Origin of the sequence: Lysobacter arenosi, from assembly GCF_016613475.2 — a bacterium.
GTDB classification, from domain to species: Bacteria; Pseudomonadota; Gammaproteobacteria; order Xanthomonadales; family Xanthomonadaceae; genus Lysobacter_J; species Lysobacter_J arenosi.
Window position 1 is genome coordinate 1019662 of record NZ_CP071517.1, and the last position, 18173, is coordinate 1037834.

24 protein-coding genes are annotated in these 18173 nt (G+C 64.5%); 15 read left to right on the plus strand and 9 right to left on the minus strand.

What is annotated here, in order from left to right; translation table 11 throughout:
* Positions 1-62: 62 nt before the first annotated feature.
* Positions 63-344, minus strand: coding sequence for a hypothetical protein (locus tag HIV01_RS04830; protein WP_200605211.1), 282 nt, complete (start codon positions 342-344; stop codon positions 63-65).
* Here HIV01_RS04830 and HIV01_RS04835 point away from each other — a divergent pair.
* Positions 343-1458: a DUF1254 domain-containing protein gene (locus HIV01_RS04835; protein ID WP_200605212.1), complete on the plus strand. Its 1116-nt coding sequence runs from the start codon at positions 343-345 to the stop codon at positions 1456-1458. The genes HIV01_RS04830 and HIV01_RS04835 overlap by 2 nt on opposite strands.
* On the opposite strand, the gene HIV01_RS04840 is transcribed toward HIV01_RS04835, so the two are convergent.
* Complete coding sequence (locus HIV01_RS04840; protein WP_200605213.1) at positions 1455-1715, minus strand: hypothetical protein; 261 nt, start codon at positions 1713-1715, stop codon at positions 1455-1457. The two genes, HIV01_RS04835 and HIV01_RS04840, sit on opposite strands and share 4 nt — an antisense overlap.
* Before the next feature lie 231 nt (positions 1716-1946).
* Between HIV01_RS04840 and HIV01_RS04845 the strand changes: the two genes are divergently transcribed.
* The 3 genes from HIV01_RS04845 (at position 1947) to HIV01_RS04855 (ending at position 4185) form a co-directional block, all read left to right on the plus strand.
* Positions 1947-2381: a RidA family protein gene (locus HIV01_RS04845; RefSeq protein WP_245156915.1), complete on the plus strand. Its 435-nt coding sequence runs from the start codon at positions 1947-1949 to the stop codon at positions 2379-2381.
* A gap of 127 nt (positions 2382-2508) precedes the next feature.
* A complete protein-coding gene (locus HIV01_RS04850) occupies positions 2509-3720 on the plus strand; it encodes an acyl-CoA dehydrogenase family protein (protein ID WP_200605214.1) in 1212 nt (403 codons plus the stop codon).
* Positions 3721-3756: 36 nt separating this feature from the next.
* Positions 3757-4185, plus strand: coding sequence for a hypothetical protein (locus HIV01_RS04855; protein WP_200605215.1), 429 nt, complete (start codon positions 3757-3759; stop codon positions 4183-4185).
* Between the two features lie 70 nt (positions 4186-4255).
* Here the strand turns inward: HIV01_RS04855 and HIV01_RS04860 are convergent, their stop codons facing one another.
* The gene (locus HIV01_RS04860) at positions 4256-4765 is read right to left on the minus strand and encodes a DUF4136 domain-containing protein (RefSeq protein ID WP_200605216.1); all 510 of its coding nucleotides are present in this window, start codon (positions 4763-4765) and stop codon (positions 4256-4258) included.
* A 162-nt stretch (positions 4766-4927) separates the two neighbouring features.
* Here HIV01_RS04860 and HIV01_RS04865 point away from each other — a divergent pair, with 162 nt between their 5' ends.
* Positions 4928-5569, plus strand: a complete 642-nt coding sequence (locus HIV01_RS04865) for a hypothetical protein (RefSeq protein WP_200605217.1) — start codon at positions 4928-4930, stop codon at positions 5567-5569.
* A gap of 154 nt (positions 5570-5723) precedes the next feature.
* Here the strand turns inward: HIV01_RS04865 and HIV01_RS04870 are convergent, their stop codons facing one another.
* Positions 5724-6488 carry an SEL1-like repeat protein gene (locus HIV01_RS04870; protein ID WP_200605218.1) on the minus strand — a complete coding sequence of 255 codons (765 nt, stop codon included), beginning with the start codon at positions 6486-6488 and terminating at the stop codon, positions 5724-5726.
* A 126-nt stretch (positions 6489-6614) separates the two neighbouring features.
* Between HIV01_RS04870 and HIV01_RS04875 the strand changes: the two genes are divergently transcribed.
* Positions 6615-8216, plus strand: a complete 1602-nt coding sequence (locus HIV01_RS04875) for a tetratricopeptide repeat protein (protein WP_200605219.1) — start codon at positions 6615-6617, stop codon at positions 8214-8216.
* A 71-nt stretch (positions 8217-8287) separates the two neighbouring features.
* Here the strand turns inward: HIV01_RS04875 and HIV01_RS04880 are convergent, their stop codons facing one another.
* Entirely contained in the window at positions 8288-8773 is a 486-nt protein-coding gene (locus HIV01_RS04880) for a hypothetical protein (protein ID WP_200605220.1), read from the minus strand.
* 339 nt (positions 8774-9112) lie between these two features.
* Between HIV01_RS04880 and HIV01_RS04885 the strand changes: the two genes are divergently transcribed.
* Both HIV01_RS04885 and HIV01_RS04890 read left to right on the plus strand, forming a co-directional pair.
* On the plus strand, positions 9113-9511 hold the full coding sequence (locus HIV01_RS04885; protein WP_200605221.1) for a hypothetical protein: 399 nt from the start codon (positions 9113-9115) through the stop codon (positions 9509-9511).
* 182 nt (positions 9512-9693) lie between these two features.
* Positions 9694-10053, plus strand: a complete 360-nt coding sequence (locus tag HIV01_RS04890) for a hypothetical protein (RefSeq protein ID WP_200605222.1) — start codon at positions 9694-9696, stop codon at positions 10051-10053.
* Positions 10054-10057: 4 nt separating this feature from the next.
* On the opposite strand, the gene HIV01_RS04895 is transcribed toward HIV01_RS04890, so the two are convergent.
* The 3 genes from HIV01_RS04895 to HIV01_RS04905 all read right to left on the minus strand — a co-directional run bounded on the left by HIV01_RS04895 (position 10058) and on the right by HIV01_RS04905 (position 12672).
* A complete protein-coding gene (locus HIV01_RS04895) occupies positions 10058-11011 on the minus strand; it encodes a YihY/virulence factor BrkB family protein (RefSeq protein WP_200605223.1) in 954 nt (317 codons plus the stop codon).
* Positions 11001-11891 (minus strand): NAD(P)/FAD-dependent oxidoreductase, encoded by an 891-nt coding sequence (locus tag HIV01_RS04900; RefSeq protein ID WP_245156916.1) that lies wholly within the window; start codon positions 11889-11891, stop codon positions 11001-11003. The genes HIV01_RS04895 and HIV01_RS04900 overlap by 11 nt, the downstream gene beginning before the upstream one ends.
* A 106-nt stretch (positions 11892-11997) precedes the next feature.
* On the minus strand, positions 11998-12672 hold the full coding sequence (locus HIV01_RS04905; RefSeq protein WP_200605224.1) for a MarC family NAAT transporter: 675 nt from the start codon (positions 12670-12672) through the stop codon (positions 11998-12000).
* 205 nt (positions 12673-12877) lie between these two features.
* Between HIV01_RS04905 and HIV01_RS04910 the strand changes: the two genes are divergently transcribed.
* On the plus strand, positions 12878-13372 hold the full coding sequence (locus tag HIV01_RS04910; RefSeq protein ID WP_200605225.1) for a pyridoxamine 5'-phosphate oxidase family protein: 495 nt from the start codon (positions 12878-12880) through the stop codon (positions 13370-13372).
* Positions 13373-13450: 78 nt separating this feature from the next.
* A complete protein-coding gene (locus HIV01_RS04915) occupies positions 13451-13918 on the plus strand; it encodes a response regulator transcription factor (protein ID WP_200605226.1) in 468 nt (155 codons plus the stop codon).
* On the opposite strand, the gene HIV01_RS04920 is transcribed toward HIV01_RS04915, so the two are convergent.
* Positions 13908-14810, minus strand: coding sequence for a LysR substrate-binding domain-containing protein (locus HIV01_RS04920; protein ID WP_200605227.1), 903 nt, complete (start codon positions 14808-14810; stop codon positions 13908-13910). The two genes, HIV01_RS04915 and HIV01_RS04920, sit on opposite strands and share 11 nt — an antisense overlap.
* Positions 14811-14906: 96 nt before the next feature.
* Here HIV01_RS04920 and HIV01_RS04925 point away from each other — a divergent pair, with 96 nt between their 5' ends.
* From HIV01_RS04925 to HIV01_RS04945, 5 genes are all read left to right on the plus strand, one after another.
* The gene (locus HIV01_RS04925) at positions 14907-15611 is read left to right on the plus strand and encodes an FMN-dependent NADH-azoreductase (RefSeq protein WP_200605228.1); all 705 of its coding nucleotides are present in this window, start codon (positions 14907-14909) and stop codon (positions 15609-15611) included.
* 44 nt (positions 15612-15655) lie between these two features.
* Positions 15656-16423 carry a hypothetical protein gene (locus HIV01_RS04930; RefSeq protein ID WP_200605229.1) on the plus strand — a complete coding sequence of 256 codons (768 nt, stop codon included), beginning with the start codon at positions 15656-15658 and terminating at the stop codon, positions 16421-16423.
* A 331-nt stretch (positions 16424-16754) separates the two neighbouring features.
* Positions 16755-16919 carry a GNAT family N-acetyltransferase gene (locus tag HIV01_RS18125; protein WP_245156917.1) on the plus strand — a complete coding sequence of 55 codons (165 nt, stop codon included), beginning with the start codon at positions 16755-16757 and terminating at the stop codon, positions 16917-16919.
* 156 nt (positions 16920-17075) lie between these two features.
* Positions 17076-17345, plus strand: a complete 270-nt coding sequence (locus tag HIV01_RS04940; RefSeq protein WP_200605230.1) for a hypothetical protein — start codon at positions 17076-17078, stop codon at positions 17343-17345.
* 147 nt (positions 17346-17492) lie between these two features.
* Positions 17493-18173, plus strand: a complete 681-nt coding sequence (locus HIV01_RS04945) for a L,D-transpeptidase (protein WP_200606365.1) — start codon at positions 17493-17495, stop codon at positions 18171-18173.

The following is an 18173-nucleotide window of genomic DNA, read 5'->3' on the forward strand; positions in this document are numbered from 1 at the left end:
GCGAAGCGATCAGATTGGGGAGCAAAGACGCGACCCTCGATCACGTCCCATGCAAGAGACCTTCACACCTGACGCACGATCGCGAGGTCCCTGCCGCGGCGTGTGATCCAACTGAAGTGGTGGAATATGTGCGGGCAACGGTTGTGTCCACGTGAAAGAGAGATGTCTGCAGACTCGCCCCATCGGGCGCGGTGATCGCTGAGTGGACGCCAGACGAGTGCGGCAGACATGCGGATAGCAGTGAAGGTGCCGCGGCCATGCAGGCGTTCACATTGCTGGCTGCTCACGGAGATTTCACGACGGTTGCCGCAGAAGGCTTTGACTCCGCCAAGGAACCAACTCATGAGACTCCTGTCCGCCGCCGTGCTGCTCGTGCTGGCCACCGCATGCCAGCGCCAGACCGCTCCCGCGCCGTCGCCGGAGGCCGCCGCGGCCGAGGCTGACGCCGCCTCCCAAGCGGCGCCTGCGCAGTCGGAACCACCGAAACCGCAAGCGTCCGAACCGGGCACGGTTCCGGTCAACGTCGACAACTTCGTCCGCGCCGAATCCGACCTCTACATCGCCGGCGTCGCCAGGGATGCCGGCGGAACCGGCAAGTTCTTCCATCGGCGCGAACTGACGCCGATCGACAAGCAGACTGTCATCCGCATGAACCGCGACACGCTTTACTCCGCTGCGGTTTTCGACCTGGATGCAGGACCGGTGACGATCACGCTTCCCGATGCCGGCAAGCGGTTCATGTCGATGCAACTGATCGACGAAGACCAGTACACGCCGCAGGTGATCTACAAAGCTGGCAGCTATACCTTGAGCAAGGACAAGATCGGCACGCGCTACGTCGTGGCGGCGGTGCGGACACTCGCCGACCCCAATAGTCCTGACGACTTGAAGCAGGCCCATGCCCTGCAGGACGCGATCAAGGTCGAGCAGGCGGGGCCGGGCGCCTGGGAGGCGCCGAAGTGGGATCCGGTCACGCAGAAGCAGGTGCGTGAGGCACTGCTGACGCTGGCGGCCGGCTTGCCCGATACCCGCAAGTCCTTCGGCACCAAGGCCGAGGTGGACCCGGTGCGGCGTCTGGTGAACGCGGCGGCGGCATGGGGTGGAAACCCCGACAAGGACGCGCTGTACCTCAACGTCACGCCGGCGAAGAACGATGGAAAAACCGTCTACAAGCTGCACGTCGGCGAAGTGCCGGTGGAGGGCTTCTGGTCGATCAGCGTGTACGACGCGAAGGGCTATTACGAATCCAACGCCCAGAATGCCTACACGATCAACAACGTCACGGCGAAGCGCAACGACGATGGTTCGGTCGACGTGCAGTTCGGCGGCTGCGACGGGCAGGTGCCGAACTGCCTGCCGACCACTTCGGGGTGGAACTACCTTGTCCGCCTCTATCGACCGCGTGCCGACGTCCTGAACGGGAAGTGGACCTTCCCCGAGGCCCAGCCCGCCAGCTAATCCACGGCGTCACCGGAAAGCCCCAGGTCTCGCAGGATCGAGCCCAGCTCACTCTGGACCGACTCCACGAGGTCTGGCGGTGCGCGGTCGACAATGGCGCCTGCCATTCCTGCGAACCGCTCATAGAGCCCGGGGTCACCTGGGGTGTCCTGCACCATCCGCTGGACTTCCTCCCGCAGTGCCTGCAGTTGGGTCTGGAGCTCGGGCCACGTTGCTGCTGGCGGGACCCACTGGAAGGTCTCTCGATCGTTGGTCATCGCAACACCGACAGGGCAGACACGGATCCGCCAGGCTAGGCCGGATGGTAAAGACTCTGATCCGCCGGCAGAAGCCTCCAGGCCGGCAACAGCATGTTTCCCGGCAAGCATCCGGGCATTGATTCGCTTTGCTCAACAACGAAGTTCCACCGGACGAGCTACCGGTCGCGCGGGCGGTCGCCTATACATCTACACGATGAGCAGACGCACACGCTGGACAGGAGCGCGATCATGGGTCTGAGCAAGGAAACAAAGGAAATGGGCATGCCGTGGGAGTCCACGTATGGCTATGCCCAGGCGGTCAAGGTGGGCGACACGATCTACATCTCCGGCCAGCTCGGTCACGATGCGGACGGCAACATCGTCGGTCCGGCACCGCTGGACGAGCACAACCGGATCCTGGACCACTCCAACATGGAGGTCCAGATGCGGCAGTCCTACGAGAACGCCAAGCTGATGCTCGCCAAGTACGGCGCAACGCTGGACAACGTGGTCGAGGAAGTGCTGTACGTGACCGACATGGATGCGGCATTCGCAGCGGCCGGTCCCGTGCGGAAGGCGGCCTATGCGTCGGACAAGCCTGCCGTCGCCAGCACGATCCTGGTGACGCCACGCCTGGCGTTGCCCACCCAGCTCATCGAGATCAAGTTCATAGCAAGGATCTAGGGGGCGCCGTCGCCTCCCTACAGGAGCACAACCATGGCCGACACGACGCCGCAACGGGCGCTTGTTTCGCCGCGCGACGCGGGAGGCGCGCTGGCTGACCCTGCCATCGACCCAGAGGAATGCAGTCATGAGTCCAGCAGACACCCCTCCCAGGAAGCCCCGTGAGCTGCCCGAGGCCGATGGTGACTTCTACCACTTCTCGAAGACGCTGTCGGACGATGACAACGCGATCCGCCTGAAGGTGCGCAACTTCATGGAGCAGGACGTTGCGCCCATCATTTCAGGGTTCTGGGAGCGCGACGAGTTCCCGTTCGAGTTGCTGCCCGGATTCAAGGCACTGGAGATTGCCGGGCTGCCCTACCACGGTTACGGCTGCGCCGGGCGCAGCACCACCCTGTTGGGCTTCGTGATGATGGAGATGGCGCGCGTGGACTCGTCCATGTCCACCTTCTTCGGCGTGCATACCGGACTGGCGATGGGTTCGATCTACCTGTGCGGGTCGGAGGAGCAGAAGCAGCGCTGGCTGCCGTCGATGGCCAGGATGGATCAGATCGGCGCCTTCGCGCTGACCGAGCCCGATGTCGGCTCCGGTACCGCCGGTGGGTTGACCACGACGGCCAAGCGGGAAGGAGACACCTGGATCCTCAATGGCCAGAAGAAGTGGATCGGCAACGCCACCTGGTGCGACCTGACGGTCGTCTGGGCGCGCGACGTCGACGACGGCCAGGTCAAGGGGTTCGTGGTCGACAACCGCACCGCGGGCTTCCACGTCGACAAGATCCTCCACAAGATGGCGTTGCGGGTGGTGCAGAACGGCCTGATCACGCTCACCGACTGCCGCGTCAGCGAGGCCGATCGCTTGCAGAACGCCAACACCTTCAAGGACACGGCGCGCGTGCTGGCCATGACCCGGGCAGGCGTTGCATGGGAATCGGTGGGCTGCGCACGGGGCGCATACGAACATGCCCTGCGGTACGCGCAGCGACGCGAGCAGTTCGGCAAGCCCATCGCCAGTTTCCAGCTGGTGCAGGACCTGCTGTTCCGCATGCTTTGCAACATCACCTCGAGCCAGGCCGTCTGCGTGCGCCTGTCGCAGATGCAGGACCAGGGCTTGATGCGCGACGAGCATGCCTCGCTGGCCAAGGGCGTGTGCACGGTGCGGATGCGCGAGACCGTGGGGTGGGCGAGGGAACTGCTGGGAGCCAATGGCATCCTGCTGGACCAACAGGTGGGCCGATTCGTGGCAGATGCCGAGGCGCTGTACTCCTACGAGGGCACGCGCGAGATGAATGCCCTCATCGTGGGCAGGGCGATCACCGGCTTCAGTGCCTTCGTTTAGACTCCGTCCGGTTCAGGGCGAGGCAAGGAGAACCCCATGGCTGACGATCTTGCTGCTGCGAATGTCAACCGGTCATACCAGCTCGCGGCGTCGAGCATCGCAATCTTCACGTTCCTGCTTTTCTTCCTGTACCCGAAGTTCTCCAGCGGCGACGTCCACGCGTTTCCGTTCCAGGCCACGTTGATCGTGATGGGCGTGGCGACGTTCTCGTTCGCGTTCTCGTCCTTCTACTATTACGGCGCGTCGCTTGGCGGCCGGATCGACGACGCCGAGCGCGCCCGGTACTCGCGACGAGGCGATCGCATGTGGCTGACCGGCTGCGTCCTGCTGTTCCTGACGCCAAGCCTGATCCTCTTCACGGTCGGGCTGCTGGTCGTTGCGTCCGCGTGGTTCGCGCTGTGGCTGGTGTACATGTTCTTCGTGGCGCGCTTCTTCCCACGCATCCTGACCGCGGCGAAAGGCTGAGCGGGCGCCGATCCTGAAGCAACGGGCGGGCGCTGGAGCGGACCCTTGTCCGCCCCAGACGCTCGGCCGGCTACCTGGTCCCGGACGTCGGCGGGAAGCTGGCGAACATCTTGTCCAGTCCCTTGTCGACTTCGACCACTGCCTTGTCAGCCGCGCGCGGAATCGGCCCGGAGGCGATGCCGCTCCAGATGGCCCGCTGGGCCTTCGCGTCGAACATGTCCACGACGACCGTGCTGACATCGACCTGCTGCATCGCGATCGTGTCGCTGCCGCCGGGGGCGCCGGCATAGCCAACTCCGCCCCTGGCGTTCGGCTTGTACTTCTTGGCCGTCGACACGTTTACGGAAATGGCGACGTCGCCGCGGTCCGCCAGCGTCCAGCCCTTGGCTTTCAATCGCGCATCGATGCCTTCGACGAAACGCTGTTGCACGGTCGGTGATGCGCTATCGGGCTTTACGATCCAGTAGTACGTCTTGTACGAGCTGAAGTTCGCCGACGGATCGGCCTTCGTGGTGACCTCCGGCGTTGCGGCAACGACAGCGAAGGAAACGAGCGCAAGGGACAGAACCAGAGCCTTCATCATGTAGCCTCCAGGACGGTACGGGCGGGTGGGACGGATCGGGCGCAAGCTTACATAGTTCCTGGCGCGGGTGGGGCAGGGGTCTCAGCCCCTGAGACTGGACCATGGTCCAGTCGCGGGCGGCGCCGGAAACTCCCTGTCCGGGCACACAGGCGATCATCCATGGCCAGACCCCACGTCGACCCCAAACTCGTTTTTGCCTGGCAGGCGGCGCATTCCATCGCCCGCGGCTCGCCGCCACCCGTGCACGATCGCGGTGGTTACCGGGTAGACACGCACTCGGAAACGGAAGTGAAGCGCTGGGTGTTCCCTGCGTTATCCGATGGTTTGCGCGCAGTCGCACGCGAGGTCACCGCGCCGCGCCATTACCTGAAGCTGTGCGGCTCCAACGAGGAACTGCGAAGCGCACTGCCGGATCAGTGGGAGGTTCAGCCGGCGAACTATTTCATGCTGGCGGCGGCGGCAACCTCCGATGCAAAGCCTCTGCCTGACGGATACAGGCTGGAGTTGCACCAGACCGGATCGGTCACCCGGGCTCGCATCATTGCGCCGGATGGCGGGCTGGCCGCAAGCGGATGCGCGGCAGAGACTGCCGACGTCTTCATCTACGATCGAATCGAAACGGCGCAGGATCACCGGCGAAAAGGTTTGGGTGCCGCGGTGATGGCCGCACTTGGCGCCGCTCGGCGATCCCTTGCAAGCACGCAGCTTCTGGTAGCGACCGAGGACGGCCGCGGCCTGTATGCGAACCTTGGCTGGACGGCGGTCGCACCGTTCGCTACTGCAACCATTCCGGAAGGCTGATCCTGCCCGCAAGACTGATCGAGTCATGGGCAAGGTAGGAGAATGGCTGGCGATCTGCGTCACGGGGGAATGATCGGTGGCTTGCGGTAAAGAAAGAAACGCGCCCTTTCAGGCGCGTTTCTCTTTGTGGCGAGGGTAGCGGTGGTGAGTGGTGCTACTTCCTGGTCTTCACCGGCGTGACCGGTCCGACGGACGTCGAGCCTGTGCGGTCGAGCAGGTCATCCTGTTGCTTCCAGTAGCCATCGAACTCCAGTCCGCCCGTGGTGCCGTAAAGCTGGTCAGGGGTGGCAGCGCCTGCGACCAGATAGGACGACGCATTGCCGCCATTCTTGTATCCGAATGCACCGCCGACCGGCTGGCCGGCGACGTCCATTCGCTGGTTGCGGTAGCCCAGCCGGCTGCCGGTCATGTCGCGGGCGAACGCGCGCATCAGGCTTTCCGCGCGTGGCTTGGCAACTTCATCACCGTAACGTGCGTAGTACTCCTCGCCGATGGCCAACGCCTGTTCTTGCTGCTCGGCGGTCAGCTGCGACCACATCTTCTCGCGGATCAGCAGCAGCTTGCGGCTGCCGCGCTCGGCGGCCAAGTCGGCCCAGACGTAGGCCTGGACACGGTCGACGCGGACGCCGGCACCGTGCCAGTACATCAGGCTGAGGTAATGCTGCGAGTACTTGTCGGCGTAACGTGCGGCGACCCTGAAATGCTCGGCGGCATCTTCCGGATTGCCGCGTTCGTAGGACTTCAGGCCGAACACGCGCTCGAGCTCGTTCGGCTTGTCCTTCGACGCCATCTCCACGGCCTGGAGCTGCATGAAACTCTTGTCCGTCAACTGCAGCGGATCTTCCTTCCCGCTGTGCGCCCCCGCGGCACCCACCACCATCAGCATTGCCAAAGCCAGTACTTTCCTGCCGATCCCCATTGCCCTCTCCTTGTGCACGATGAAGTTGACGTCCGCCTGCTCCGCCAGCCGGGCCAGGCAAGTGCGGGCCTGGATGCAGGGAGCAGTGCGGACGTTACGCCACCGCGGTCGTTTGCCGCAATTGGCGTGACGGCCGGCGCACGGCACACTGGTGTCAGGCTCGCGGGGAAACCGGGCCAGGGAAGGGGAGCCCGTATGAACAGTTGCAAGGCGCTGGTACTGGTGGTCGGCCTATTGCTGACCGGGATGGACGTTGGCCACGCGGATACCCCAGTTGCTACCTCGGCCACGCCCGGCGAGGCCGGTTCGCAGCAGTTCCTGCGCCAGCGCCTTGCGTCCGCCCATGCGTTGGCGCGTGCCAACAATTACGCCAACGCGGACCGCGTGTTTGCCGAGGCGATTGCCGATCCGCTGTTTCCAACCCTGCCGGAGGACGACCAGCGCAATGCGTTGTCCGAGGCTGCACGGATGGCCGCCAGGCATGAGGCCCCGGCACGTGCACGCGACCTTTACGAGCGCGCCGCGCATTACACCGCTGCCAACCCGGACGACTGGTACGCCCTGTCGTTCCTGGAATATGACCTGGGCCATTACGAGGCGGCCGCCACGGCCTTTATCGAGGTGGTGGAACGATGGCCGGATCTGTTGCCGAACGTCGAGGAGTACCACATCCATCGCCTGCATCAGGAGTTGAGTCCGGGCTCGCAGGCGGAGTTGACCTACCTGCAGTCGCTGTTCGATGCCAACTGGCGCAGCAAGTGGGACGGTGACAGCCGCCTTTGGTACGACCTGGCCGTCATCCGCGCCGACCGCGGCGAGATTGACGCGCTGCGCACCGTGGTGCGCCGCATCGACGGACCGGCGGAGCTCGTCAAGCTGCGTAGCGACAAGCGTTTCGACGCCGTCATCGATGCCGGCTCCCCGGCGTTCGACCCCCTGCTGGCCGCCCGCGAGCAGGTCGGGTCGCTGGCGCTCCATGCAGAGGCGGAGCCGGAGAACCTCGAGCTGCATTCTCGTCTGAGCAACGCGTTACTGGCGGTCGGGATGCATGACAGCGTGATCGAACTCGCTGATGCATCGCTGCAATCCATCGCCGACGCACCGGCCGATGCACCCGCGTACCAGGACATCGACGAACAAGTGTGGCTGATGAACAACCGGGCGATCGCGCTGCGACGACTGGGCCGCACCGATGACGCCCTGACCGCGCTGGTCCGTGCCAGCCAGCTAAGCGAGAACGGCGGCGTCAACGTGAGCCAGGCGCTCAACCTGGGCGCCTTCTATTGCAGCCTCGAACAGCCTCACGATGCTTTGCGGGCCATCTCCTCCATCGGCGACATGGTCAGCAGCTACGGCCGCATGATCGAGCACAACGTACGCCTGTGCGCGGCGCAACAGCTGCAGCGGCGCGGGGATGCGCGTCGCGCAATGGCCTACCTGCGCAGGCACCGCACGGACGGACACGCCGTCTACCTCGATGCCCTGTTACGCGCTGGCGATCTCGACGCCGCCGCACACCAGGTTGTCGAGCGACTGGCCTCTGCCGAAAGGCGTGGCGGCATGCTCGAGTGGATGCAGGGCTACCTCAGGCCCGACGTGTTGCCCGGAGATGCCAACGTGCGCGCGGCGCGTGCGAGCCTGCTGGCGCGCCGGGACGTGCAGGATGCGGTGACCAGGGTCGGGCGCATCGCGAGCTATGCGATCTACCAGGACGACGGAATGGATTGATGTCCGCGCCCGACACACGGCGATGGCACAGCGCCGGACGTGCCGCCGAAAGGCGTGGGGCGGCAACCGGACTACCCGCCGATCACGTGAACCTGGGGCTTTCCGCCGACCTGTTCGAACCGGAACCGATAGACCAGGGTTACCGGCTGCGGTATGCCTTTTCCGCCGTCGCAGCTGGCCACGGCTCGTTCCTTGTCTTTCGCGTTACGAAAGACGCAGCGCAATGCCGGGTCGAATTTCCACGTCCTGGCCGCCGTTTCCGACACCGCCAGGAATTCTGGCTCCGCACTCGTGGCACAGAACTCAGAAGCGGGCGCCCGGGCGACGACGGTCACGGCACCCTTCTCGTCGATGCCAACCCTCAGGCACACCGTGCGCGGAGGCAACTGCTTGGCCAGCAGATCCGGCGGGTAGCTCGGATGGACATTCTTGATGTCATCCAGCGGCATCAGGAACGATTCGTTGTCTGCCAGCACCAGGCGATCGGCCTTGGCGGCGGTGGCGGCTGCCGGTGTCGGAGCCGCAGTCGCGGTCGCCGCGGTCTGTGCATGCGACAACGCTGCAAAGCCGCAGACCACAGCCGCGGTGCATCCCAGTGCTGCCCACCTGGTCATCGTTCCTCTCCCATTCGATAGCGTGCGGATGTTTGCGCCAACCCGGCGCGCATTGCCCGCAGGGGAGCCGGCTCCCCGGGCGGCCACTCGTATACAGCCGAACGCAAAGGCATCTTCCTTTCCGGCCACGGGCGGCAAACGGGCCACTTGGCCCGCTGACCATGGGGCCAATTGGCCGTCGCCAGGATGTACCCGGTTCCGGGTGGTGGCGCAGCCCGGCTCCGGGACTGCTAGAGTCCCGCTGCCGGTCCGCTGTGCGGCGGGCCATCAAGGAGGAATACGATGGATCGTTTTCGCGACAACCTCGTGGTCTTGGCTCTGGTCACCGGCATTACGCTTTCGATACAGCCCGCCTCCGCAACGGAGAACGCAGGCAAGGCTGCAGAGACCACGCCCGCCTACGCGGCCTGCACGGTGACCGATGAAGGCACCAGGACGCTGTACGCAACGGCGCCCGGCAAGGTCGATGCCCTCACGCGACCGGTGACAATCGATGCGCAGGCGTTCTCGGCCTGGGTCGCACGCGTGTACCACGTGCCGGCCGAGCGCTTGACTGATGCGGCGTGCGTGACCGACTACGCCAGCAAGCGCACTGCCGAATTGAGGCTCAAGCCGCTGGTGGATGCCGGTCGGCGGCAGGGGATGGCCGTAGAGCGCACGCGTTGGTGGCTGTCCCAGTAACAGGGCGGCAACGACGAAGTGATCATTCGCCCCGACATCCGGAGCATGCGCTCCGGATGCCAGGAACGCGCAGCTACTGCCGCGCTCGGCGGCGAGGTCGGCCCAGCGCAAACCGGAGGGCGCTGGCTCCGGGCCATGGCTCCGACTATGCTCTGGCGCTGTCATCAAGGAAGGGGGATGGGATGCTCAGGTCATTGCTTGCTCTTGTAGTCACCGCCGCGTTGGCCGGTTGCGCAACCGGAGGGTCTGGCGGAGATGTCGTACGGATCGATGCGACCAGTGCCGAAACGGCGAAGGCCTCGTACCACGCCATGATGGTCGGGCGCAGCGAGGCGCAGCAGCAGCGGCTGGCGCTGGCGGTGCTTCTCCTCAATCTGGAAGGCGTGAACAGCGCGTATGACCTGGTGGGCGATGACCATGGCAGCGTGGGTCCCATCAGGAACAAGGTTGCCGGCCTTTCGGCAGATGAAATCATCGCGCTGTCGGCCAAGGTGAAGGGGCCTCGCATCGAGGCAGTCCAAGTCGCTCCCGCCGGTCGCTAGTCGCTTATGATCCGGCAGCGGGTTCCGGTGCCTTCTTACGCGCCAGAGCCCGCTCGTCAATCACGGCAGTGAATAACGCGCCGACGAAGACGATCAGCGACGCGTAGTAGATCCAGACCAGGGCCAGCAGCAGGGCGCCCATGGATCCGTAGGCCGAGCCGGGGTTGGCGCGCTCCAGGTACCAGCCGATCGCGTTGCGTCCCAGCACGAACAGCACGGCCGTGGCGGCACCACCGCCGACGGCCCGCTTCCAGCCGACGCGACGGTCGGGCAGGTAGTGGTACATCAGCGCGAATGAAAGCGTGTAGATGATCCAGGTGGCGACGTTGAGCATTGCCGGCAGCGCCCACTCGTAGCGCGAGAACGCCAGCTGCAATGCGGTGCTGACGGTCATCGACACCAGCAGCAGGAAGCCCATCGCAAAGACAAGTCCCAGCGAGAACACGCGCTTGCGGAGCCACGCAAGCACGCTCGACAGACGCGTGGCATCGGTGCGGAAGATCCGGTTCAGGACGTCCTGCAACTGCGCGAACACCGCCGTGGCGCCGACGAGCAGCAGCGCAACGCTCCACCAGCCGGCAATGGAGCCGGTGTCGGGGCGGGCTTCGGCATTGTCGATGATCGTCCGCGCGATCTGTTCGGCCTCGTGGCCGGCGAGGGTGCCGATCTGGTCCATCAGCGCTTCCTGCGCGCCGGGGAGCAGGGCGCTCGTCAACCAAACCAGGATCAGCAGCAGCGGCGCCAGCGACAGCACGGCATAAAGTGCCAGCGCGGCAGCCTGCGACATCAGGTCGGTATCGACGAAGCGCTGTGCCAGTGCCACGGGCAGGCTGCCGCGTGCGCGCCGCACGAGTGCCTCCACCGCCGGCCGGCGCAGTGACTGACCTTGCTGCCCGGGCTGCGGTCGAGGTGCGGTGGGGTCGGCCAAGTCTCGTTCCGTTCCGGTCTCAGCAGGCATTGGGCGCCAGCCGGTTATGCACCGCTGTGGCCGCGATCGCCGCGTGCCCGGTCGCGACGGAAATCTGGTTGAGGCCACTGACGACATCGCCGATGGCGAAAAGCCCTTCGATCGACGTCATCAGATGCCGGTCCGCGACCAGCGCCCCGTCCTCATCGCACTTCGCCCCGGCGTCGGTAGCCAGGCTCGAGCGCGAGATCAGCCCCATCGAGGGATAGACGACGTCGAAGCTGCGCGATCTGCCATCGATCTCGAAGTGGCAGCGCTCGCCATCGAAGCGCGGTACTCCGGCCGGCCGGGTCACTTCTATCCCGCTGCGCTCCAGCTTTTGGCCGGCATCATCGCTCTGCGGTTCCCGCGATGGGATCATCACAAGCCGACGGGAATAGGTGCGCAGGAAGATGGCATGCGATGCGGCATGCTCCAGTGGCCCGTACACGGCGATTTCCTGGTCGATCGCCTCGAAGGCGTCGCAAATTGCGCACAGGCGTACGGCCCCGCAGGCGACGGCGGCCTCCAGGCCTTCCATCGCGGGCATGATGTCCTCGCAGCCCGATGCCAGGATCACGTTGCGGGCCCGCGTGGAGTTCCTGCCGTGGCTCAGGACGAACTGATCGCCTTCGCGCCTCAGTGCATCGACTTCCTCGTCGACCGTATGCACGCCGAACGACGTTGCCTGCCGGCGCATTCGCGCGAGCAGTTCGCGTCCGCCCACGCCATCAGGGAAGCCCGGGCAATTGTGGCTGGTCGGAATCCACACCGCGCGCGAAAGGCCATGGTCGAAAACGACGATGGACCGGCGGTAGCGGGCCAGGTATGTGGCAGCCGTCAATCCGGCCGGGCCGCCACCGACGACGATGCAATCGAACAGGTCGGTCACGGCAGCTCGTTCACTCCACGCGGGGGTCCGTCGAGTTGATGGTGGCGACGAAGGGGTGAACGAGGTGTCGAGCAACGCGCCAGGCGCCCACGATCGGGCGGCGCACTCAGGTCACCAGCGGGTAGTCCCTGACGATGTCGAGCACGCCGTTGATGACGAACTGCGCGCCCATGCATACGAGCAGGAAGCCCATCAGGCGCGAGAACGCCTCCACGCCGTTCTGGCCGATCCAGCGCATGATGGTGCCGGCGCTGCGCAGGCACAACAGCACGATGAGTGACGAAAGGAAGAAAACCAGCAGCGGCGCCAGTTGCATGACCCAAGGCGCGAATGGCTCTTCGTCCTTCATCATTGCCGCAGTGCTGATGAGGAGCGCGATCGTGCCCGGGCCGGCGGTAGTTGGCATGGCCAGCGGGATGAAGGCGATGTCCCGCGTGGCCTTTCCGGAGCGCTCTTCGACGGGATGATCGGCTTCGGGGACGTCCTCGTGGTGATCCCCCGGAAACAGCATCCGGAATCCGATGAAGGCCACGATCATGCCGCCGGCGATGCGCAGCCCGGAGAGCGTGATGCCAAACACGCTCATGACCTGCTGGCCGGTGTAGTACGCGATCGTCATGATCGCGAAGACGTAGCAGGCGCACAGCAGGGATTGGCGCTTGCGCTCCTGCTCGGACATGCCTTTCGACAGCCCGAGCATTACCGCAACCGTGGTCAGCGGATTGGCCAGTGGCAAGACCATCACCAACCCCATTCCCACAACCTCGATCAACTCCAGCATGCGATCACCCGTGGGCCAAGCGTCGTGTCGAAGGTGAAATTCCCCAGAACCTACGGCACATGCTGCAAGCGGAGAGTGAAGCAGGCCTGCACGACCCACAAGCCCGACCAACCCGGTCACGCGGCGTAAGCGTCTCTTTCACACCGTCTTTAGCCTGGCGCTTCCAGATTGGGGCATCGCTCGCAACAGTTGATGGAGAACCGACATGACCAAGCCCGAGGATCTCGAGCAGAAGTTCTGGGAAGCGCTCAAGTCCGACATGACGATGATGCTGGGAGTGGACGGACTGGAGGAAGGCCATACACGGCCAATGACGGCGCAGCTCGAGAACGAAAGCCGCGGCCCGATCTGGTTCTTCACCTCCACGGATAACGCGTTGGTGAAACAGGTAGCCGCGCCACGACGCGCGATCGCCGCGTTCGCCGCGAAAGGACACTCTCTGTTCGCCAGCATCGGCGGCGAGCTGACTGTCGACACGGATCCCACGGTGGTCGAACGACTGTGGAATCCCTTCGTCGCCGCCTGGTACGAGGGTAAGAGCGATCCCAAGCTGGCGTTGCTGCGGCTCGATCCCGACCAGGGCGAGGTCTGGCTCAACGAGAACAACCTGCTTGCGGGAGTCAAGATGCTGATGGGCATCGACCCGAAGAAGGACTACCAGGACAAGGTGGCAAAGGTCGATCTGCGCCAGGATCAGTGATGACCGGGGCGCCACATCCACACCGCCTTCACCGCAGCCACCTCAGGGTTGCCGCTGTTTCGGCGGGGGAGGGGTTGCATGGCGGTTTTGCAGGGTGGGCTAATCCTGGTGGTCGAGGACCATCCGACCATCGCCGAGCTGATCGGCGAGTGCCTGGAGCGCATCGGCTTTGAAGTCGAATTTGCCTGCGACGGCCTCGCAGCACTGGAAAGGCTTGAACAGCGGGCCTATGACCTGGTGATCCTGGACAGATCCCTGCCCAGGTTGGATGGCATCGAAGTGTGTCGCCGAATTGCCCGGGGCAGGGGTGTCAAACCCGCCGTTCTGATGCTCACCGCGCACGAGGCGTGGGCGGACAAGGTCAGCGCGCTGGAGGCAGGCGCCGACGACTACCTCACCAAGCCGTTCGCTCCTGCGGAACTGCAGGCACGTGTGACGGCGTTGATCGAGCGCAGCCAGACGAAGGCAACGGCAATGGCACTGCAAGTGGCTGCTCTCGCGCTGGCTGACGCGGCCCCTGGCGGTGGCGCAAGAACTACCTCGTAGCCTGCGACGATAGCGGGTTCGCTTCCTCCCGCAGCCACGCACGCACCGCAGCGATGCCGGCATCCGCGTCGTGGGCCTTTGGCCACGCGACATGAAACCCATGTCCGGCCAGTTCCAGCCCGAAGGGCTGGCAAAGCATCCCCGATTGCAGTTCATCAGCGACCAAGGCGAGGTTGACCAGGGCCACGCCCTGGCCGGCCACGGCGGCCTGGATGGCGTGGACTTCATCGGAGAACTGCAATTGGCGAGGCAAGGGGGCGCATCCGGCGCGCTCGAACCACAGCGGCCAATCTGGGGTGTCCGCATCGCGGCGGAACCATTCGAAGCCAATCAGCGGAACCCGGCGCAGGTCTTCCAGGTTGTTCACGCCAAGCGCGGGGGCGCTTACCGGCGCAAAGCGCGAGGGGAGCAACGGCTCGCAGTTCAGGCCCGGGTAGCTGGCGGGGCCGTAACGAATCGCCAGCTGTGCAGCGCCCGCATGCAGGTCGACCGGCTCGTCGCTTGTGTGCAGGTGTAGCGCGATGTCCGGGTGCGCCTGGGCGAAGCGGGCCAGCCGTTGCAGCAGCCACCGTGAGGCGAAGGCCATCGTCGTGCTCAGCACCATGGCGCGCGGTTGTGTTCCCGGCCGCACCGCATCCACCGCGCGAGCCATCGCATCGAATCCAATGCGCAATGCGGTAAACAGCTCCTGGCCACTCGGGGTGAGATCCACGCGACGCGCACCGCGTTCGAACAGGCGCACGCCCAGGTGTTCCTCCAGCTGGCGCACCTGGTGGCTGATGGCGGTCGGGGTAAGCGACAGCTCGTTGGCAGCGTGCTTGAAACTCAGGTGCCGTGCGGCGGCTTCAAAGGCGCGCAATGCGGTCAGCGGGGGCAGGCGGCGTGCGCTCATGGATGAATCTCAGTCATCTGGTGGATGCAGAATGATCGCTTTACCAAGGCAGATATCAGGTCGAACCTGCGCGTATCAACCCAGCACAGGTGAATCATGATCAGGTTACTTCATATCGACTCCAGTGCTCGGCCCGGACGATCGGGTGAGCAGGCTCACGGCTCGCATACCCGCCGTCTTTCGGCCCGTTTCGTGCGCCAATGGCGCGCTCGCAGGCCGCAGGATCCGGTCGCCTACCGTGACCTCGCGCTTTCGCCACCGACGCCGGTCACCGGGCAATGGGTGCACGCCGCCTTCACCGCACCGGACCAGCGCGAGCCATGGATGCAGGCCACGCTGGCCGAGAGCGACCTGCTTGTCGACGAACTGGCGAGTGCGGATCTCGTCGTCATTGGTGTGCCCATGTACAACTTCGGCATGCCTTCGACGCTCAAGGCGTGGATCGACAACATCGTGCGCGTCGGGCGCACGTTCGGCTTCGACCGCAGCCGCACCGGCGAACCCTATTGGCCGCTACTAGCGGACCAGGGAAAGCGCCTGGTGCTGCTGAGCTCACGTGGCGACTACGGCTACGAGTCTGGCGAGCGACTTGGCGTCAGCAACCACGTCGAAGCCGGGGTCATCACGGCCCTGCGGTACACCGGCATCGACACAGTCGACCGTGTCGCGATCGAGTACGACGAGTTCGCCGACGAACGCCTGCATGCGTCCATCGCCGCTGCGGAAGCGGAAGTGGACTCGCTCGTAGTGCGCCTGACAGAGCACGTCGCGACGAGGAACGAGCTTGCTGCAACGACTTAGATATCGGTAGCGACGCACCTTCACGGGATCGCAACGCCACGTGTGTGCGAATCGCGCCGGTACGCACCATGGCGAACTGCCTTGGTGGCTCGTTCGAAGGTCATCGGAGGACGGTTATGACGGCACGCACCCTGCAGGCAACGACCCTTGCCGACGCCGCCACGAACGTGCGTCGTCGGCGCATTCGGAAATTCGCCGCCTGGCTCGCGCTGGTGCTGGCCGCGCTGCCCGTGATCTGTGCTGGCGCGCCATCCAAACGCGATCCGCTGGTTCCCGACACGACGCTGCCAGTCCCGCAGTTGCGTTTCGACGGCGCAGGGGCGCTCGCGATTACGCCGTCGGCGACGTCCTCGCGCCACGATTTCGACTACCTCATCGGCAACTGGAACCTGAGGAACCGCAAGTTGAAATCGCGGCTCACCGGTTCGAAGGAATGGATCGACTTCACCTCGCGCGTGGAGATGCACCAGATCCTTGACGGCCTTGGCAACATCGACAAGTACACCGAGCCCTCGACGACAAAGCCATACGAAGGCGTGGCGTTGCGCCTGTTCGACCCCAAGACGCGGCTGTGGAGCATCTACTGGGCCGACGGCAACTCGGGCAAACTGGATCCACCGGTGGTCGGATCGTTCGAGAACAACGTCGGCCACTTCTTCGCCCGCGACACCTACAAGGGTAGGAAGATCATCGTCGTGTTCCGCTGGGACGTCCGTGATCCGAAGTTCCCGATCTGGAGCCAGGCCTTCTCGGTGGATGAGGGCAAGACCTGGGAGTGGAACGCGATCAACGTTTCGGAACGGGCGGAGTAGGTGCAACTTTCATGATAATTCGACAAGCAAGTCCTTCAGATTTCGATGCAATGTGGGCGATCTTCCAGTCCGTCATTGCGCTGGGCGATTCCCTTCCGTTCTCGGACGGATTCGACCAGGACACCTTCCGAATGCACTGGTTCACTTCGCAGACATCGTATGTGGCAGAGACGGATGCCGGCGTGGTCGGTATGTACAAGGCGGGCGCCAACTATCCCGATCTAGGCTCCCACGTAGCCAGTGCCACCTATGTGGTCAGCCCGGCTGCCCAGGGCAACGGGATCTGGTTGACCACAGCCTCGCTGGAGCCCGTGCCGCCGGATTCATGGCAATGCAGTTCAACTACGTCGTCAGCACGAATGTCCCGGCTGTTGAGCTGTACAAGAAGCTTGGTTTCGCTATCGTGGGCACGTTGCCCAAGGCTTTCCGCCACCAGCAACTCGGCCTGGTCGATGCGTACGTCATGTTTCGGTACTTGCAGCCGCAAGACACCTGACAACGCCCCCGTACATGACGAACGGCTCGCCTGTTAAGGTCTTCTGTTCACCATCTTCACAGTCCAGATACGTATTCCAACGTAGCCTGAATGCGCATCATGACTCCGGCAAAAAGACGGCTATATTCCCGTTACCCCAGCAGAAGGAGGATTGGCATGTTTCTGACCAAGCAACATTTGGTGATGGCGCGTACGCTTGCCGTGGCGATCATCGCCACCCTGGGCCTTGCCGCCTGCGCCACCTACGATGACGAATTTGCAGGCATCAACTCGCGTCTTGACCAGCTCGACACCAAGGTGCAGAACGCGGCCCAGAGCGCTGAATCCGCCAATCAGTCGGCGCAGCAGGCCAACCAGCGGCTGGATCAGATGGAAAGCCGCGTCCAGGCGCTCGAAACGGCGCCGGGCCGCAAGCCGCGCGGTTAGTCGTTCGCGACCAACGGCCTGAACCGGAACCCGGTGGCCTTGATGGCCACCGGATCTCATTTTTTTACCCCAGTCTTTGTTGTAAGGAACCGTCCCATCCGTACGTGCATACACCTGGCAAACCGGGCAATTCATGGGGCGCTGGCCCTGGCGCTGGCGTTTGCGAGCATCGGCGTGGCCAACGCCGAAGAAGCCGCCGCGCAACCGGTCGCCTCCATCGACCAGCTTCCGCAAGGCCAGGATGTCTCCGGCACCGTGATCGAGCTCGCGGGCTGGGTTGTCGCAGCCAATGACAACCAGGGCTTTCCGTTCGCGGTCATAGACAAGGCGGCCGCACAGATCCTGGTGTTTGGCGGCGACGGCCGACTTCGCGGCGCGGCACCTGGACTCTTTGGTTCGGCCGTCGGCGACCATACGGCCCCCGGCGTCGCCGGCGTAGCGCTTCGCGAAATTCCGGGCAGGGATCGCACAACGCCTGCGGGTCGCTTTGTGGGCGGTTTCGGCCCGTCAGTCGACGCTGGTCGCGTGCTGTGGGTTGACTACGAGTCCGCAGTCTCCATACACCCTACCGCCACTGGCGTCCCGGCCGAGAGGCGCGTCGAACGCCTTGCATCGCCTGAGCCGGAAGACAACCGCATCACTCATGGCTGCATCAACGTCGCGCCCGAGTTTTACGAGCAGATCATCCGTCCGACGTTCGAGAAGGGCGGGGTGTTCTATGTCATGCCGGATGAGGCGTCGATAGAAGAGACCTTCCCGGAGTTCGCGCAAAGCCGCGCGGCTACGCAAAGCAACGATGGAAAACGCGCGCGGCACGGTCGCAAGTAA

Bases quoted from the DNA above. Each gene is read 5' to 3' on its own strand.
- HIV01_RS04890 (WP_200605222.1), top strand. From the start codon at position 9,694: ATGCTCAGGTCATTGCTTGCTCTTGTAGTCACCGCCGCGTTGGCCGGT.
- HIV01_RS04840 (WP_200605213.1), bottom strand. From the start codon at position 1,715: ATGACCAACGATCGAGAGACCTTCCAGTGGGTCCCGCCAGCAGCAACG.
- HIV01_RS04940 (WP_200605230.1), top strand. From the start codon at position 17,076: ATGTTTCTGACCAAGCAACATTTGGTGATGGCGCGTACGCTTGCCGTG.
- HIV01_RS04830 (WP_200605211.1), bottom strand. From the start codon at position 344: ATGAGTTGGTTCCTTGGCGGAGTCAAAGCCTTCTGCGGCAACCGTCGT.
- HIV01_RS04870 (WP_200605218.1), bottom strand. From the start codon at position 6,488: ATGGGGATCGGCAGGAAAGTACTGGCTTTGGCAATGCTGATGGTGGTG.
- HIV01_RS04855 (WP_200605215.1), top strand. From the start codon at position 3,757: ATGGCTGACGATCTTGCTGCTGCGAATGTCAACCGGTCATACCAGCTC.
- HIV01_RS18125 (WP_245156917.1), top strand. From the start codon at position 16,755: ATGCAGTTCAACTACGTCGTCAGCACGAATGTCCCGGCTGTTGAGCTG.
- HIV01_RS04845 (WP_245156915.1), top strand. From the start codon at position 1,947: ATGGGTCTGAGCAAGGAAACAAAGGAAATGGGCATGCCGTGGGAGTCC.
- HIV01_RS04905 (WP_200605224.1), bottom strand. From the start codon at position 12,672: ATGCTGGAGTTGATCGAGGTTGTGGGAATGGGGTTGGTGATGGTCTTG.
- HIV01_RS04895 (WP_200605223.1), bottom strand. From the start codon at position 11,011: ATGCCTGCTGAGACCGGAACGGAACGAGACTTGGCCGACCCCACCGCA.
- HIV01_RS04920 (WP_200605227.1), bottom strand. From the start codon at position 14,810: ATGAGCGCACGCCGCCTGCCCCCGCTGACCGCATTGCGCGCCTTTGAA.
- HIV01_RS04860 (WP_200605216.1), bottom strand. From the start codon at position 4,765: ATGAAGGCTCTGGTTCTGTCCCTTGCGCTCGTTTCCTTCGCTGTCGTT.
- HIV01_RS04885 (WP_200605221.1), top strand. From the start codon at position 9,113: ATGGATCGTTTTCGCGACAACCTCGTGGTCTTGGCTCTGGTCACCGGC.
- HIV01_RS04850 (WP_200605214.1), top strand. From the start codon at position 2,509: ATGAGTCCAGCAGACACCCCTCCCAGGAAGCCCCGTGAGCTGCCCGAG.
- HIV01_RS04925 (WP_200605228.1), top strand. From the start codon at position 14,907: ATGATCAGGTTACTTCATATCGACTCCAGTGCTCGGCCCGGACGATCG.
- HIV01_RS04835 (WP_200605212.1), top strand. From the start codon at position 343: ATGAGACTCCTGTCCGCCGCCGTGCTGCTCGTGCTGGCCACCGCATGC.
- HIV01_RS04915 (WP_200605226.1), top strand. From the start codon at position 13,451: ATGGCGGTTTTGCAGGGTGGGCTAATCCTGGTGGTCGAGGACCATCCG.
- HIV01_RS04910 (WP_200605225.1), top strand. From the start codon at position 12,878: ATGACCAAGCCCGAGGATCTCGAGCAGAAGTTCTGGGAAGCGCTCAAG.
- HIV01_RS04865 (WP_200605217.1), top strand. From the start codon at position 4,928: ATGGCCAGACCCCACGTCGACCCCAAACTCGTTTTTGCCTGGCAGGCG.